Origin of the sequence: Paraburkholderia megapolitana (genome assembly GCF_007556815.1) — a bacterium.
Taxonomy (GTDB): domain Bacteria; phylum Pseudomonadota; class Gammaproteobacteria; order Burkholderiales; family Burkholderiaceae; genus Paraburkholderia; species Paraburkholderia megapolitana.
In genome coordinates this window covers 3439166-3456182 of record NZ_CP041745.1, presented here as the reverse complement: position 1 = coordinate 3456182, position 17017 = coordinate 3439166, and the positions used below count along the sequence as shown (strand labels likewise).

At 61.2% G+C, this 17017-nt stretch carries 11 protein-coding genes; 6 read left to right on the top strand and 5 right to left on the bottom strand.

Features of this window, described 5'->3' with window-relative positions; translation table 11 throughout:
- Nucleotides 1–188 precede the first annotated feature (188 nt).
- Nucleotides 189–728, bottom strand: coding sequence for a hypothetical protein (locus FNZ07_RS28675; RefSeq protein WP_091011378.1), 540 nt, complete (start codon nt 726–728; stop codon nt 189–191).
- Between the two features lie 1176 nt (nt 729–1904).
- Here FNZ07_RS28675 and FNZ07_RS28670 point away from each other — a divergent pair.
- Both FNZ07_RS28670 and FNZ07_RS28665 read left to right on the top strand, forming a co-directional pair.
- A complete protein-coding gene (locus FNZ07_RS28670; protein WP_091011379.1) occupies nt 1905–4640 on the top strand; it encodes a TonB-dependent receptor in 2736 nt (911 codons plus the stop codon).
- Nucleotides 4641–4845: 205 nt separating this feature from the next.
- Nucleotides 4846–6054 carry a Bcr/CflA family multidrug efflux MFS transporter gene (locus FNZ07_RS28665; RefSeq protein ID WP_091011380.1) on the top strand — a complete coding sequence of 403 codons (1209 nt, stop codon included), beginning with the start codon at nt 4846–4848 and terminating at the stop codon, nt 6052–6054.
- A 97-nt stretch (nt 6055–6151) separates the two neighbouring features.
- Here FNZ07_RS28665 and FNZ07_RS28660 read toward each other — a convergent pair whose 3' ends face one another.
- From FNZ07_RS28660 to zwf, 3 genes are all read right to left on the bottom strand, one after another.
- Nucleotides 6152–8068: a bifunctional transcriptional regulator/glucokinase gene (locus tag FNZ07_RS28660; protein ID WP_091011381.1), complete on the bottom strand. Its 1917-nt coding sequence runs from the start codon at nt 8066–8068 to the stop codon at nt 6152–6154.
- A complete protein-coding gene (gene pgl, locus FNZ07_RS28655) occupies nt 8046–8750 on the bottom strand; it encodes a 6-phosphogluconolactonase (RefSeq protein WP_091011382.1) in 705 nt (234 codons plus the stop codon). Before pgl ends, FNZ07_RS28660 begins: the two co-directional genes overlap by 23 nt.
- Nucleotides 8751–8873: 123 nt before the next feature.
- Nucleotides 8874–10334 (bottom strand): glucose-6-phosphate dehydrogenase, encoded by a 1461-nt coding sequence (gene zwf, locus FNZ07_RS28650; protein WP_091011383.1) that lies wholly within the window; start codon nt 10332–10334, stop codon nt 8874–8876.
- Nucleotides 10335–10892: 558 nt separating this feature from the next.
- Here zwf and FNZ07_RS28645 point away from each other — a divergent pair.
- The 4 genes from FNZ07_RS28645 to FNZ07_RS28630 all read left to right on the top strand — a co-directional run bounded on the left by FNZ07_RS28645 (nt 10893) and on the right by FNZ07_RS28630 (nt 15312).
- Nucleotides 10893–12140, top strand: coding sequence for an ABC transporter substrate-binding protein (locus FNZ07_RS28645; RefSeq protein ID WP_091011384.1), 1248 nt, complete (start codon nt 10893–10895; stop codon nt 12138–12140).
- Between the two features lie 157 nt (nt 12141–12297).
- Nucleotides 12298–13239, top strand: coding sequence for a carbohydrate ABC transporter permease (locus FNZ07_RS28640; RefSeq protein WP_091011385.1), 942 nt, complete (start codon nt 12298–12300; stop codon nt 13237–13239).
- Nucleotides 13229–14086, top strand: coding sequence for a carbohydrate ABC transporter permease (locus FNZ07_RS28635; RefSeq protein ID WP_091011386.1), 858 nt, complete (start codon nt 13229–13231; stop codon nt 14084–14086). Before FNZ07_RS28640 ends, FNZ07_RS28635 begins: the two co-directional genes overlap by 11 nt.
- A 110-nt stretch (nt 14087–14196) precedes the next feature.
- On the top strand, nt 14197–15312 hold the full coding sequence (locus FNZ07_RS28630) for an ABC transporter ATP-binding protein (protein WP_091011387.1): 1116 nt from the start codon (nt 14197–14199) through the stop codon (nt 15310–15312).
- A gap of 854 nt (nt 15313–16166) precedes the next feature.
- Here FNZ07_RS28630 and FNZ07_RS28625 read toward each other — a convergent pair.
- Nucleotides 16167–16913, bottom strand: coding sequence for a Smr/MutS family protein (locus FNZ07_RS28625; RefSeq protein WP_091011388.1), 747 nt, complete (start codon nt 16911–16913; stop codon nt 16167–16169).
- Nucleotides 16914–17017 lie beyond the last annotated feature (104 nt).

The window sequence follows — 17017 nt, the reverse complement described above, 5'->3', positions numbered from 1 at the left end:
TCGACCTGCGTGATGGATGGCGTTGCCGGCGTGCCGGGAGAGCGGGCGGCGGCGGGGTGACTGGCTGAAATTGTACCGGACTCCCGTCAATCGGGCGTTTGGCGGCAGCATCCGCTGCGGCGTTTTGCCTTGGTGGACGCCTCAAGGAGGCGAGCGGCGTGGGCTATGGACGCGCCGCATGCCGTGGATCAACCGGTGCGCTTTCTGCGCGCGTGCGCGGTGACTTTCGATGATTGCACCGGGGCGCCCTGCGGCGCGGCAGCCGATGCAACCGGCAACCGTGGCGATGCGCGCTTGCCGGTCAGTTCGGCCCAGCGCTTTTCCAGCGCGCCTTCGGCGATCGGCTTGATTGAAGTGCCCGAGCTTTGTGCGTCCCAGGTCTGGACCGAGAACGGATGCACACGTAACGCAGCGCGGTCGACCACGACGCGCTCGTTGGCATCGACAAGCCAGTCGTAGACGAATTCGATGCATAGCCGGTAGCCGCGTTTGTACGCTGGGTCCGGCACTTCGTACGGCGCTCGCGTCACATAGCCCGAGCCGAAGATGCCACGCGGTTCCGAGGCGACGCGATGCAGGAACACCCGGTCGCCTGACAGCAGGCTGCGCGCGAAACCGCAGCCCCATACATCCGCGACCGCTTCGCCCGCGGCGACGCGTTTCGCGAGGTCCGGCAGTTCTGGCCAGGGCCATTTCTTCGGGCTCCAGATCAGCAGAAAGGCGGTCATGGCGAATTTGTCGGACGCAGAAAAACGGCAGCTTAACTGATTGCGTGTCGCGGGCGACAGTATCGATTGCCTTATTGTTTATCTTTACATTGTTTTTTCGTTAACATTACAATCTGACCCACTTATCCTCTTCGATAAGTACGCTTGTCAGTACTCTCGACCTGCTACCTACCCCTGGGTGAGCAGGTCTTTTTTTGCCCAATCGTCCAGCGGCAATTACCCCGTCGGTGTCGCGGCCGCCCTAGGCATATTTCAATATCTTACGCAAGAGAATAAGCGCTCGGTTTGGCACAGAAGTGTTTTGCCAGCCCGTACCCGACGCCGGTTGCGGTGAAAAATCATGAGGGCGCGGGGCGTGCCCTCGGGCGAGTGGAAGCGATTCCCTTGTCGCCGCGCAATCCGATGCGTCTTGCGCGCACAGATTCAATCGGTCCCATGAGAGGGTAAATACCTAGAAAGGTACGTTACGCAAATCGCACACGTTAATTACGACCATCAAACAAATTTTGACGAAACATTTCTGGGCTGATACGTTTCCGTACAGCAAATGAAAGATGAGATTTGACCTTTCTTGAACGGTAAGCGTGGGGCGTCCTGCAGGCGACAACTGCGCACTATTCAGGACGTTGCGACAGCGGAAGGGGCCGTGGTTGGCATGCGAACAACCGGGAGAACAGATTTGTCGCAGTGGGGAATGGCAGGGTTTTGATTTTCAAAGTGCAGAAAAATAATTTAGTTGTACTGGCAGCTTGACCGGACTAACGGAAATTATTTTGTACGTTCGGCTGTGAAGAATTAATGAGCCGGGTAGAGCAGCGTTGTATCTGGTGCGGATGTCTGCTCGGAATACGCGTCAACGGTCTCGAAGCGGGATCCATGTGACTGGAAAAGAATTCATGCCCGTTGGGCGTGAAGGGGCGAGCTTGCTCTAACAAGCCGCTGCCTTCTGTCGTCGTGTCATTTCAATCTGGCGAATTGAGGATAGCTAAATTATAGGCAATTTCAGCTAGACACTTATGTACCGGAGGCGCTTATCAGAGATCACAGACTCTATTCATCGTTGTTTGAGCATCGGTAAAGACAAGGCGTTGGAATCCGTGCGGCGGGGTGCCGCAAACGAAGAGGCTCGCCAGGTCTCTTCGCATAACAACCTGGTATTAATGGCGAGAGGGGATTATGAAACCAAAAGAAGCAGGATCGGCCATACGAAAAATACTTTGGGCCGAAATGGCCTTGACGGCGATGGTCGGGACTTCGGCGTTTGCCCAGAGCCAGCCGTCAGCAGCAGGAGTGGCGGTTGCACCGCCGGTAACGGTCGCACAGGCGGGTACGCAGGACGGTGCCACGGCACCCGCAACAGGCACCAGCGCTCCCGTGGCGGCGGGCGTCAAGCAGCTCAAGACCTTCGAGGTCACGGGCTCGCTGATTCGAACGTCGGACAAGGTCGGCACGACCGAGATCCAGACGGTCACGCAGAAGGACATCCAGCAAAGCGGCTACACCACAGTGGCTGACTTCCTGCGCGGGACCGCCGCCAACTCGGGCGCCAGCTGGTCGCAGTCGACGATGAACAGCGCAGCGCCGGGCGGAGCCGGCATCGCACTGCGCGGCCTGAGCGAAAAATACACGCTGGTGCTGGTCGACGGGCAACGTGTCGCCAACTACGCGCAGGCGGTGAACTTCACCGACACCTTCTTCGACGTCAACACGATTCCGCTGAGCATCGTCGATCACATCGACATCGTTAAGACTGGCGCGGTCTCGATCTACGGCTCCGATGCCATCGCCGGTGTCGTCAACATCATTACCAAGAAGAACTTTCAGGGCCTGCAGCTCGATACCCAGCTTGGCAAGGCGCAGCACCCCGGCAATGGCCAGGGCAGCTTCAGCGTGCTCGGCGGCTTTGGGGACCTGAATTCGGATCGCTTCAACGTCACGGCCGCGGCAAGCTATTACCGCGACAGCGGGTCGACGCTGGCCGATCGCGATATGACGTCAGGGCAGGATTACACGCAGTACTCCGGTGGCAATAAAGCACCGTTTGGTCCGGGCCAGCAGTCATTCTGGACCACGCCCGGCGGTAACGTAGCGCTTAGCCCCTGCCCACCGGGTAGCACTCCAGGTACGAAGAACTGCGTGTACAACGTCGCTGCCGGCACCTCGCTGACACCGGCCCTGACGCGCCTGAACGCGAAAGTCCGCGGCACCTTCAAGATCGACGAGAACACCGAAGCGTACGCTGGCTTCTGGGTGAGCCGTGACGAAAGCGTGCAGTTGCAGGGACCCGCCGCGATCACTGCCAATTCGAACGTGTTTAACCCGGCGACGGGTTCTGTCGCACCGCTCTCGCGGACGGTGTCGGCGTCGAATCCGTTCAACCCGTTCGGCGTGTCGACGCCGATCAATCTGACGTTCCCGAACCAGATCGGCGTGGCGGATACCGTGTCGACGTTCTGGATGGCGTCGACGGGCATCAAGGGCTCGTACGACACCGGCAAGTTCGGAAACTGGGATTGGTCTGCCGACTACGGTCATTCGCAGAGCACGGTCGATACGAGCTACTCGAACCGCATCAACGTCGCGGGCGTCGAGAACATGCTGCTGAACGGCACGTACAACTTCGCGAATCCTTCCTCGACGCCGAACGGTCTGAACGGTGTATTCACCGACGACAACCAGCAGGCAATTTCGAAGATCGATAGCGTGACCGCCAAGACTTCGACGGCGAACCTGTTCAGCCTGCCGGCCGGCAACGTCGGTTTGGGGTTGGGCACGGAATTCCGTCATGAATCTTCGACGATCAACCCGCAAACGTACGCGTCGCAGGGCATTACCGCACCGGCAAACGTGCAGACCGTCGCCAGCTCACGCAATGTGGCGGCGTTGTTCTATCAGATCGATATTCCGATCATCAAGAACCTGACCTTCACGCAAGCTGCCCGCTACGACCACTACAGCGACTTTGGCGGTGCCTTCTCGCCGAGCTTCGCGCTGCGCTTCCAGCCGGTGCGTATGCTGACGACCTTCGCGTCGTACAGTCGCGGTTTCCGCGCGCCGACAGGTGTTGAGAACTCGCAGGCGGTCTACCTGGGTCACCAGAATCTGGTCGACCCGAACGATCCGAGCGGCGTGCCGACGAAGCACTTCACGACAGAGCAGACCACGGGTAATCCGAACCTGCAGCCTGAGCACACGAAGAACTACAACATCGGGTTCCAGTTGTCGCCGGACGCGTTGACCGATATCGGCGCGGCGTTCTACAAGGTGCATATTGACGGGGTGATCGGCACGGCAGATCCAAACGCAGTGCTTCAAGCGAACAACCCGACGACGGTGGTCCGCAATCCCGACGGTACGATCCGCTACATCGTGCAGCCGTTCGTGAACCTCGGTTCGCTCGATACCGATGGTTTCGACATGAACTTCCGCAAGGCACTCCGCACGCCGTACGGTCTGTTCACGCTGACGGGCGACTGGGCTTACGTGTGGCACTACAAGCTGCGCAGCCCGGGTTCGCCGATACAGGACTTCGCCGGCAATAACCTCGCGCTGTTGCAACCGTTCGGTGCGAGTAATCCGCGGTGGAAGGGCAATACGACGCTGGCCTGGGATTTCCACAACCTGACCACCGCATTGACCTGGCAATACACCGGTCCGTACACGAATGCGGTGGCGGCGGAATTCGGCGATGGCGGAACGGGTTCCGTTGCGTCGTACAGCCAGTTCAACCTGATGGCGACCTATCGTGGCATCAAGCACTGGACGATCTATGGCGGCATCTCGAACCTGTTCGACAAGAAGCCGCCGTTCGACGTCGAGTGGCAGTCTACGCCGGACATCACCGGCTACGACCAGTCGCTGTACACCGACCTTGGCCGCTTCTTCCAGATCGGCGCGACGTACCGTTTCTAATGGCTTGACCGAAGCGGTAACGACGTTTTAGTACATTGGATGTACACCGCTTCCTGCCCGACACGCGGCAGGAAGCGGCACAAGCCGGTCATCACGGTTCTCACTGCCTGCCTCATCCGATACGTCGGGTACAATCGCCCCACCTCTCCGTTCTTCCGTCAGTTCCGGTGTTGGCGCGGACGAACTGCCTACTCCCTGGATTCCCATGTCTCACGTTGTCAGACGCCGGCCCGATGGTCGGCTGATTCTGTTGCTCGGCGCGCTCGCTGCCTGCGGTCCGCTCTCGACGGACATGTATCTGCCGAGTTTGCCGTCGATCGCGCTCGCGTTCGGCGTCACGTCCGCCGTCGCACAATCCACACTGACCAGTTTCATGGCCGGGTTTTCGGTTGGCATGCTGTTGTACGGCCCGCTGTCCGATGCCTATGGCCGGCGCCCGATCCTGCTCGGCGGCATCGCGCTGTTTACGCTGTCGAGCATCGCGTGCGTGTTCTCGTTCTCGATCGGTTCGCTCGTGCTCGTACGCTTTCTGCAGGCACTCGGTGCGGGCGCGGCGTCGGTGCTGTCACGCGCCATCGCGCGCGATGCGCATGAGCCAAGCGATGCGGCGCGCGTGCTGTCGATGGTCGCGATCGTTACGGCGGTGGGGCCGCTGCTGGCGCCGTTGATTGGCGGTCAATTGCTACTGCTTGGCAGCTGGCGCGTGGTGTTCATGGCGCTCACGCTGTTCGGCGCGTGCTGCGCTGTGACCGCATATCTGCGCGTGCCCGAAACCTGGCCGCGCGAGAAGCGCGCCAATTCCGCGGTGTTGCAATCGTTCACTGCCTACGGCCGGCTGCTGCGCGATCCGCTGGTGTGGGGGCACTTGCTATGCGGCGGGATGGCTTTCGCATCGATGTTCACGTATATCTCGGCGACGCCGTTCGTCTACATCGATTACTTCCACGTGTCGCCGCAGCACTACGGGTTCTTCTTCGGCCTGAACGTGTTCGGCATTATCGCCGGCAACTTCCTGAATACGCGTTTCGTCGGGCGCGTGGGGCAGTTGCGCATCATCTCGTTCGCGGCGACGATCAGCTGTATCGCCTCGCTGTTCGTCGCGCTGGTGTGCATCACCGGTTGGGGCGGGCTGTGGTCGATCGTGGTTGGGTTGTTCTTCGTGGTCGGTGTGGTGGGTGTGTTGTCCGCCAACTGCACGACGGATTTGATGCACCGCTACCCGCACAACGCAGGCGCTGCGGCTGCGGTGTTCGGCGCAGTGCAGCTCGCGCTCGGTGCGCTTGCGAGTGTCGTGGTCGGGCTATGGCACGACACGTCGCCGCTCGGCATGGGCGTCACGATCGGCTCGGCTGGTGTGCTGTGTTATGTGGGACGTCTGTTGATCTTGCGCTGGCACGATCGGCCGGTGCGGTAGGGCAGCTCAGGGAAGGGTGGGCAACCCGTTGTGCTCAGGAGAAGCGCTCGAGCCGCCGCATCGCAGCAGCCCGAGTCCATCACATCACACGCACGCCCTAATCGCGCGCCGTCGACGCCGCGCCATGACTGAGCCAGTCGAGCACGGCCGTCGCCTCATCGTCGGCACCGTCGCGCACTTTCGCAACCGCTTCACGAACGTCGGCGTCCGGTGCGGCATGGCGGATCGCCACACCGACCGCCAGGATGTCGATCATCACGAGATGCAGGATTCGCGAAATCATCGACAGCTGCGATTCGCGCATTTCGATGTGATCGGTTTCGAGCGCGACTGTCGCGCGCTTGGCGAGCGGCGTGTTGCTCGACGTGATCGCGATCACCTGCGCGCCGGCCTGCATCGCCACTTCAAGCACACGCAACAGTTCGGGCGCGCGCCCCGACTTCGACACCGCGACAATCACGTCCCCCTTGCCGAGCAGCGCTGCCGACGCGGCCTGCATGTACAGGTCGCCGTACGCGATGGTCGGAATGCCGAAGCGGAAGAACTTGTAGTGCGCGTCTTGCGCAACGATGTTCGAATTGCCGAGCCCGTAGAACTCGATGCGTCGCGCGCCGGTAAGCAGATCGATTGCACGTTCGACGTGTTCGAAATTCAGATGCTCGCGCAACTGCAGGATCGCGGACACCGTGTTGTCGAGCACCTTCGCGCCGAAATCGGTTGCGGTGTCGCCGAGGTGCACCTGGCTGTGGCTGACCGGAATCGTGCCGGTCAGACCAGTGGCCAGTTTCAGCTTGAAATCGGACAACCCCTGACAGCCGAGTGAACGGCAAAAGCGGATCACGGTCGGCTGGCTCACGTCGGCCTTGCGCGCGATATCGACGATCGGATCGTTGATGATCGAGCGCGGATGATTGAGCGCGAGATCGGCGACGCGTCGTTCGGCCGGCGTCAGCGCATCGCGCATCTGCCTGATCCGCTCGAACACCGCCGACGATCCACCGCCCGCGCGATTCGACAGTTGCTCCGCGAGAATCGCTGAAACCCCCAGAAACGCCGGGTATTCGGCCGTAATCACATAGGTCGGCACGTTCTGCAGATACCCCTCGAAGCGACCCTTCGCCTCGAAGCGCTCGCGAAACGACGAGTGCGCGAACACATCGCCAAGCCGCGGCACGACACCGCCGCCGATATAGATACCGCCGAGCGCGCCCAGCGTCATCGCGACGTTGCCAGCGAAATTACCGAGGATGCCGCAGAAGCAGTCGATCGTTTCGGCGGCGAGTTCATCGCCTTCAAGTGCACGCTTGACGATCTCCGACGTATCGCACGAAGGCGCGACGCGTTTCTTGTCGCGGGCTGCGAGCGCGCGATAGATCACCTCGATGCCAGGACCGGCGACGACACGTTCGAACGACACATGCGACCACTTCTTGCGTGCGTACTGCAGCACCAGGTCTTCGCGTTCGTCTTGCGGCGAGAAGCTTGCATGACCGCCTTCGCTGCCGAGCGCGATCCAGCGGTCGTCGGCGGGAATCAGACCCGAGACGCCAAGGCCGGTGCCCGGCCCGAGCAACCCGATCACGCTGTTCTGACGACGCGCACCGCCGCCTACCTGTACACGCTGCGTGTCAGTAAGACCTGGCAGCGCCATCGCGAGCGCGGTGAAATCGTTGACGACGAGCAGCGTGTCGAAGCCGAGCGCGCGTCGCGTCGCTTCGATCGAAAAGGTCCAGTCGTGATTGGTCATACTGACCTGATCGCCGTCGACCGGATTCGCAATCGCAATCGCCGCGTGATTCACGCGACCGATCTTCGTGTCCTTCAGATACTTCTGGATGACCTCGGCGACACCGGCATACTCCGCGCACGGATAGACGCGCACCTGGGTAATCTCGCCCTGTTTCACTTCGAGCGCAAAGCGCGCATTGGTGCCGCCGATATCGGCGAGGAGCCTCGGTCCGTCGGCGTGCTGGCCCGTACCGGGCACAGCCTTAGTTTGCACACCAGTAGACATCGAGTCTCACTCCCTTGTCGTTCGCCAGCGTCGAGATGGCATTTTTTTGTGGCGCAGCGGCAGCGGCATTGAGTACGTCGAGCTTGCTCTGTCCAGCGATCAGCAGGAACAGGTGACCGACCTGTTTCAGCGCGCTCATCGACCAGCTCACGCGTGCGTGGGGCGCGGCGCCCGGATGCACGGCGACGAAGTGCTCGGGTGTGGAGATCGCGAAGTCCCATTCGGGCGAATCCGCGAAAATCGACGCGGTATGGCCGTCTTCACCCATGCCGAGCACGGCGACATCGGGCACGAGGCGCGCGGGGTCGGCGTTCAACGCCGCGACGTGCGCGTCGAGTGCCTGGGTCGTGTCGACGAGCGGCCAGAACGTGGCGTCGCGCGCGGCGTTCTGCAGCAGCGTCTCGTGCGCGAGACGCGCATTGCTCGCGCTGTCCGTTTCCGGCACCCATCGATCGTCGACCAGTGTGACGAGGATGCGCGCCCAGTCGAACGGCTGGGTGGATAGATTCTGCAGGAACGGACGTGGGCTGGTGCCGCCCGATACTGCGAGCGTGGCCAGGCGCGTGCCGGTTGCGGACGCGTTTGTCGTTGCGGCAAGCGACGCATGTAGCGCGTCGCCTACCGCCTTCGCCAGCGCGTCGGATTGGGCGCGCGGGTCGTCGAAAGCGTGAAGCTCGATCACTTCTCCTCCGTACAGCTTTCTTGTTAGTTTGCAGGGCGGGCCGCAGAGCGGCCCCTTGGATGCTGCGTCAACGGTCCGCGTCTAGAACTTCGCGCGGACGTCGCCCCGTTCAGTTTTCTACCTTCAATTTTCTTCTTCGAGCCAGCAGGTGCCGTGCTGCGCAAGCATCGCGCTTGCTGCTGCCGGTCCCCACGTGCCCGCTGCGTATGGTTTCGGTGCCTTGTTCGCGGCCGACCAGTCGTTCAGGATCGGTTCGACCCAGCGCCATGCGGCTTCCTGCTCGTCGCGCCGCACGAACAGCGCGAGCCGGCCGTTGATCACGTCGAGAAGCAGCCGCTGATAAGCCTCCATCTGGTTTTCGCGGAAGAACTGGTCGAACGCGAGATCGAGGTGGACGCTGGCGAGATTCATGCCTTCGCCAGGTTGCTTGGCGAGGCAATACAGGCGGATCGTTTCGTTCGGTTGCAGGCGAATGACGAGACGGTTCGCACCGGGGCGCAGCGCGGTCGGCCCCAGCGCCGAGTGCGGCACCGGACGGAAATTCACGACGATCTCAGCGACGCGATCCGCGAGCCGCTTGCCGGTGCGCAGAAAAAACGGCACACCCGACCAACGCCAGTTCTCGATCTCGACTTTCAGTGCGACGAAGGTCTCGGTCGTGCTGTCCTTCTTCACACCGGGTTCGGTTGCGTACGCGGGAACAGCCGTGCCGCGAATCACACCTGCATGATATTGACCGCGCACCGCGACGCGCTGGATATCGCGCGGATCGATCGGCTTGAGCGCACGCAGCACGCGTAGTTTTTCGTCGCGCACCGAGTCGGAATCCATCGAGTGCGGCGGTTCCATCGCGACGATCGAGAGCAACTGCAACAGGTGGTTCTGCACCATGTCGCGCAGCGCGCCGGTATTGTCATAGAAATCGCCGCGCGCCTCGACGCCGAGCTCTTCGGCGATCGTGATCTGAATGCTTTCGACCCATTCGCGGCGCCACAGCGGCTCGAACAGCGCATTGCCGAAGCGCAGCGCGAGCAGGTTCTGCACCGGCTCCTTGCCGAGGTAGTGGTCGATCCGGTAGATCTGTTCTTCCGCGAAGATCTCGCCGACCGCGTCGTTGATCGCGTTCGACGAACGCAGGTCGTAGCCGAGCGGCTTTTCCAGCACGATGCGCGCGTTTTCGTTAAGTCCCACCGATGCCAGCGCATGACAGATCGGCACGAACAGCGACGGCCCGGTAGCGAGGTAGAACACGCGCGTGCCGGACAGCTTGTTCACCGCGTCGCGCAGCAGCACGAAGTCTTCGGCCTTGCTGAGATCGAGCTTCACGTACTCGATGCGCGCGAGAAAGCTTTCCCACGCGGCTTCGTCGAGACCGTCCTTCGACACATACGGCTTGACGTGCCCGTTCACCCAATCGATGTACCCGGCACGATCTTCCTCATGACGCGCGACGCCGACAATCTTGCCGCTGTCCGCGAGCATGCCTGCACGGTGCGCTTCATACAGTGCGGGCAGGATCTTGCGCATCGACAGATCGCCGGTTCCGCCGAAGAGCACGAAGGTGAAGCTTGAATCGGTTTGCATGAGTCTCCGTCGATGTCCTGGTGCCGCCGAAGTGAACGCTAAGTGAGCGTCAGGGCGGCCGTAGTCCGATAAAATTTTTTTTGACACTGAATTGTAGTTTAACTACAATCCAAATCAAGAGGTAGCGCTAATTCGATGAAAAAAGCATATCCGGGACCTGCGAGATACGCGTTTTCCCGAATCGGCGGTCGTCCCTCGCATGTTAACGGAACATCTCGTTTCTGCATGGGCTGGCAGGCAGTTCCGCTGCCGTTCTGTAGTACGGTGGACCAGCCAATGTGCGATGTGCCTCGAGTCTGCAACGCGCCTCCGGCATACCGGGTCAACGGGTGCGAGGCGGGGCAGGCAAAAATCAAAAGAGGAGACAGTCAATTGCATCCCGAATCACTCATCTCTTGAGCGTCCTGCGGCCGGACAACGGCTTGCTGGCACATGCATGCGCATGCGTCTGCCCGAGGCTCGACCGCTCAATCGTTTTGCCTGTTTGAACCACTCACTGCACCCTGGCTATATCAGGGGCCATTCGTTTTTTGTTCAGGTGTCTGGAGGAGATAAGCAATGAAATTTCGCGCGATCATGGGCGCACTGTGCGCCGCGGGTCTGATGTGTGGCGTGTCGGCCGTGCAGGCTGCCGAGTCGGTTGAAGTGCTGCACTGGTGGACGTCGGGCGGCGAATCGAAAGCTGTCGGCGTGCTGAAAGACGACATGCAGAAGCAGGGTTACACGTGGAAGGACTTCGCGGTTGCGGGCGGCGCAGGGGCGGCGGCCATGACGGCACTGAAGACCCAGGTGATCTCGGGCAATGCACCGACTGCTGCGCAGATCAAGGGTCCGTTGATCCAGGAATGGGCCGATCAGGGCGTGCTGGTGCCGATCGACCCGGTCGCGGGTGACTGGAAGAAGAACCTGCCGCCGCAGATCGACAAGATCATGCACGCAGGTGGCCACTATGTCGCCGCGCCGTTCTCGGTGCACCGCGTGAACTGGGTGTGGATCAACAAGGCCGCACTCGACAAGGTCGGCGCAAAACCGCCGACCACGTGGCCGGAATTCTTCGCGCTCGCCGACAAGCTGAAGGCCGCCGGTATCCAGCCGGTTGCCGCCGGTGGTCAACCGTGGCAAGACCTGACGCTGTGGGAAGACGTCGTGCTGTCGCAAGGCGCCGACTTCTACAAGAAGGCTATTGTCGACCTGGACCAGAAGACCCTGACGTCCGCGCAGATGGTCAACGTGTTCGACACGGTTCGCAAGATCGAGTCGTACATGGATAACGGCCGCACCGGTCGCGACTGGAACCTGGCAACGGCGATGGTCATCAACGGCAAGGCCGGCATGCAGTTCATGGGCGACTGGGCGAAGGGCGAGTTCGCGAACGCGGGCAAGCAGTCGGGTACGGACTACATCTGCGCACCGGTGCCGGGCACGTCGAAGCAATACACGTTCAACGTCGACTCGTTCGTGTTCTTCCAGCAGAAGGGTCAGACGGCGGCGACCGCTGGTCAGCTCGCGCTTGCGAAGACGATCATGAGCCCGGAATTCCAGGAGCAGTTCAGCCTGTACAAGGGTTCGATCCCGGTGCGCCTCGGTGTGCCGATGGACAAGTTCGATGCATGCGGCAAGCAGTCGTACGCGGATGAACAGACGGCGATCAAGGCGGGCGGTTATGTTCCGTCGCTGGCACACGGCATGGCTCAGGCGGATGCAACCGCCGGCGCCATCACCGACGTCGTCACGAAGTTCATGAACTCGACGCAAGACTCGAAGAGCGCAGTCGAAGCGCTCGCCAAGGCTGCGAAGACGAAGTAAGCGAAGTAAGCAGGATGGCCACGTGCCCGGTTATGTGTTTCACGCGCAACCGGGCACGCGCCATGTATGACGCCTTACCCGAAGCCACACCCCATGCCAGTCCAGCGTTGCGTTGCATACCTGCAGTCGCCGGCCGCATAGTTTCAGGAGTCGAGTAGTGACTGCTTCTCTTAGCGGAAACGGGAAGAACACGGCCGCCGTGACCCGCCGCACTTCGCCGCTATCGGCGTTTGCCGACCGCTGGATTCCGAAGCTGGTGCTTTCTCCCAGCATCGTGATCAGCCTCGTCTTCGTTTACGGCTTTATCCTCGTTACCGGTTATCTGTCGTTGTCCGATTCGCGGCTGATGCCGCGCTACAACTTCGTCGGCCTCGACCGCTATCGCGAACTGTTCGAGAACGACGTCTGGTGGACCGCTGCCGCAAACCTCGGCTGGTTCGGCATTCCGTTCATTGCTATCTGCGTCGCGCTCGGTTTGTTTCTCGCCATCCTGCTCGACCAGCAGATCCGTAACGAAGGCGCGTTGCGCGCGATCTTCCTGTATCCGATGGCGCTGTCGTTCATCGTGACCGGCACTGCATGGCAATGGATCCTGAATCCCAACCTCGGTATGCAGAAGGTGTTCCACGACTGGGGCTGGACGAGCTTTACCTTCGACTGGCTCGACAATCCCGACCGCGCGATCTTCTGTATCGTGATCGCGGCCGTCTGGCAGTCCACCGGTTTCGTGATGGCGCTGTTCCTTGCTGGCCTGCGTGGCGTCGACGCCGAAATCTTCAAGGCAGCACAGGTGGATGGCGCAAGGTTGCCCACCATCTATCGCCGCATCGTCATTCCGAGCATGCGCCCGGTGTTCTTCTCGGTGCTGCTCATTCTCTGCCACATCACGATCAAGACCTTCGACCTCGTCGTCGCGCTGACCGCGGGCGGCCCGGGCACGTCGTCGTCGCTGCCGGCCATGTTTATGTACACGTTTTCGTTTAATCGCGGGCAGCTTGGCGTCGGCGCAGCATCGTCGATGATGATGCTCGCGACCGTCGTGGCCGTACTCGTGCCGCTCATGTATATGGAATCGAGGAGCACGCGCAATGCAGCCTAAGATGACGATTAGCCGTGCCGTCATTTATGCGGCCTTGATTCTGTTTGCGCTGTATTTCCTGTTTCCGCTGTACGTGATGCTGTCCACGTCGTTCAAGGATCTGGATCAGTTACGTCACGGCAACCTGCTGACGCCGCCGTCCAGCCCGACCTTCGCACCGTGGATCAAGGCCTGGAGCCAGGCATGTACGGGTGTGCGTTGCGACGGCATGGAACCGTTCTTCATGAACTCGGTGCGGATGGTGATCCCGGCCGTGCTGATCTCGTCGATCATCGGCGCGTTCAACGGCTATGTGCTCACGCACTGGCGGTTCCGCGGCGCCGATGCGCTCTTCACGATGCTGCTGGTGGGCTGCTTCATCCCGTTCCAGGCAATCTTGCTGCCGATGGCGCGCGTCGAAGGTTTCTTCGGCCTGTCGAATACGGTGGGCGGACTCGTGCTGGTGCACGTGGTGTACGGGATCGCCTTCACGACAATGTTCTTCCGTAACTTCTACGTGAGCATTCCGGCCGAACTCGTGAAGGCGGCGCGTATCGACGGGGCCGGGTTCTTCGTGATTTTCACGAAGATCCTGCTGCCGGTATCGCTGCCGATCTTCATGGTCTGCCTGATCTGGCAATTCACGCAGATCTGGAATGACTTCCTGTTCGGGATCGTGTTCTCCGGTGTCGATTCGATGCCGATCACGGTTGCGCTGAACAACCTCGTCAATACGTCGACCGGGGTGAAGGAGTACAACGTCGACATGGCCGGCGCGATCATCGCCGCGCTGCCCACGCTGCTCGTCTACGTGATCGCCGGCCGCTACTTCGTGCGCGGCCTGACAGCGGGCGCGGTGAAGGGCTAATCCAATGGACGCCGCGGTGGCGCAGTGCGCCTCGCGGCTTGAACAGCATCCGGCCGGCGGCGCTTCGCGCGGCGGGTTCGAAGCAGTACAGAGACTAGAGGAATCACAGCATGGCAAGCCTTTCCATCCGTGACGTATACAAGACTTACCCGAACGGCGTGCCGGTTCTGAAGGGTGTCGATATCGACATCGAAGACGGGCAGTTCCTGATTCTGGTCGGCGGCTCCGGCTGCGGGAAGTCGACGCTGCTGAACATGATCGCCGGTCTCGAAACCGTGACGAAGGGCGAGATCCTGATCGACGGCAAGGTTGTGAACGACCTGTCGCCGAAGGATCGCGACATCGCGATGGTGTTCCAGTCGTACGCGCTATACCCGTCGATGACGGTGCGCGAGAACATCTCGTTCGGTTTGAACATCCGCAAGGTGCCGAAGGCCGAGCAAAGCCAGATTGTGGAGCGTGTGTCGAACATGCTGCAGATTCAGCATCTGCTCGATCGCAAGCCGGGCCAGCTGTCGGGCGGCCAGCGTCAGCGCGTCGCGATGGGGCGTGCGCTCGCGCGCGATCCGGTGATGTTCCTGTTCGACGAACCGCTGTCGAACCTCGATGCGAAGCTGCGTATCGAGATGCGTTCGGAAATCAAGCTGCTGCATCAACGCCTTGGTACGACGATCGTGTATGTGACGCATGATCAGATCGAAGCGATGACGCTCGGTGATCGGATTGCGGTGATGAAGGACGGTGTGGTCCAGCAGTTCGGCGCGCCGCAGGACATCTACGATTCGCCGTCCAATCTGTTTGTCGCCGGTTTTATCGGTGCGCCGCCGATGAACTTCATTCAGGGTAAGGTGGTGGAGCAGGGTGCCGGGTTCGGTATGGAGCTCGATACGGGTGCGCGACGTGGCGTGTTGAATCTGCCGTTCGACGGCAAGGTGAAGAGCCATGTTGGGCGCGAAGTGATTCTTGGGCTGCGGCCGGAGCGGATCACCGATGCACGGAGCGCGCATAACGTTGAAGATGCGCAGTTGCAGTCGATGGAGGTGAAGATCGATGTGATTGAGCCGACCGGGCCGGATACGCTGGTGTTTGCGCAGGTGAATGGCAAGCGGGTGGTGAGTCGGGTGCATCCGGCGTCGAATCCGCAGCCGTTGTCGAATATGAATTTGTTGTTCGATGTGTCGAAGGCGGTGTTGTTTGATCCTTCGAATGAGGAGCGCATTGCATAGGGGTCGGCTTTTGCCTGTGCTGGCGGCTCTTTGTTAGCTCCTCGCGGCTGGTCTTTGGTTTATGCCTGTACCGGCGGCTTTGTTTTGGCGCCTCGCGGCGCAGGCGTTGCCCCTGTGCGGGGCGGCACCTTCTTTCTTTGCCGCGGCAAAGAAAGAAGGCAAAGAAAGCCGCTCGAGACGTTACCGAGTCGTTTCCGCGTGTAGCCCTCGTGGCCCGCACCTAAGTGTCGCCCTCGCACTGAAACGGTAGTGGTCCGAGACGAGATCACACCTCGCCCCGCCAACGGTAGTGACAAGGCGCTCATCCGTTCCGGCGAGCTTCGCCGCCGACGGGCATAACCCGCTTCGGCTTCGTTTAGCACATCCTTGCGTTTTCGACTTCAGGCTTGCTCTCCCTTCAACTTGCCGCATTAACTTCGTCGCCGACTTCCTGTTCGGGCTTGCGTCTTGAACTGTCCTTCAGCTTTCGCATTCAACTTGACGTCCCGCTGTCCTCGTCAGGTTTCCGCTGTGGTCACCCAACCGCGAGCACGTAGTGCGAGTGGGATGAATGACGGCCTTGTCACTATCGGTTGAGATGCGAGGGATGGTCTTGTTTCGGACCACTACCGTTTCAGCGCGAGAACGACACTTAGGCGCGGGCCACAAAGGCTGCACACGGAAATGACCTGCTATCGTCTCGAGCGGCTTTCTTTGCCTTCTTTCTTTGCCGCGGCAAAGAAAGAAGGTGCCACCCCGCACAGGGGCAACGCCTGCGCCGCGAGGCGCTAACTCGCAGCCGCCTGCACAGGCATAAACCAAAGACCGGCCGAGAGGCGCAAACGAAGAGCCGCCGGCACAGGCAACAGACCAAGTCAGACAGTCAGCCGCCCAGGCTGCAGTAACACCAGAACTGCCCCCGCCCCCCCATCATTCGGCCGTGCCTGGCAAAACGCGATTACCTCTTCCTTCTGCACGAGCCACGCGCGAACCTTACCCTTCAGCACGGGCTCCTTGCCCACAGACCCAAGCCCCTTGCCGTGAATCACCCGCAGACACCGCAGGCCACGTTTAACCGAGTCGCGCACGAAACTGGCCAGCGCGTCGCGCGCTTCGTCCCGCCGCATGCCGTGCAGATCGAGCTGCGCCTGCACGATCCACTCGCCGCGGCGTAATTTGCGCACCACGTCCTGGCTGATGCCCGGGCGGCAGTAGTACAGCGTATCGTCGGTTTCGAGCAGGACCTCGGGATCGAACTCGTCGGATAACGCCTCCTGCAGCACCGCCTCTTCGTCGAGCTGGGTCTGCACCGGCAGCGGGGCAGGTGGCTGACGCGGCACCGAAGCACGCGGTGGAACCGTAAGCGGCGCGACTGCGCCAATCTCACGACGGAACAGGTCGGCATCGGCGGTGGCTTCGCGTTGCGCTTGCTGCGCGACGACGCGTTCCCGTTCGCGGCGCTCGGCTGCGCCTTTCAGCGAATCGCGCAATGCACCGAGGCCGGCAAGTCCCGGCGCGGGTTCGGCAGCCGCTTTTGTGGGTGCGGCGGCGGGTGGCGCGGGTTGTGCCGGCGCAGGCTTCGCGCGTTTCGGTTCGCTAGGGTGAGGCAGGTTCTTCGGCATGACGGTCAGACAGATCGCGCTGCAAGGTGAATCGGAGCAATCGGGGCCACGTGTCGGTAACGACGCTACCCACAAGACACTACAAACAACAAGGGCCGCTGGCT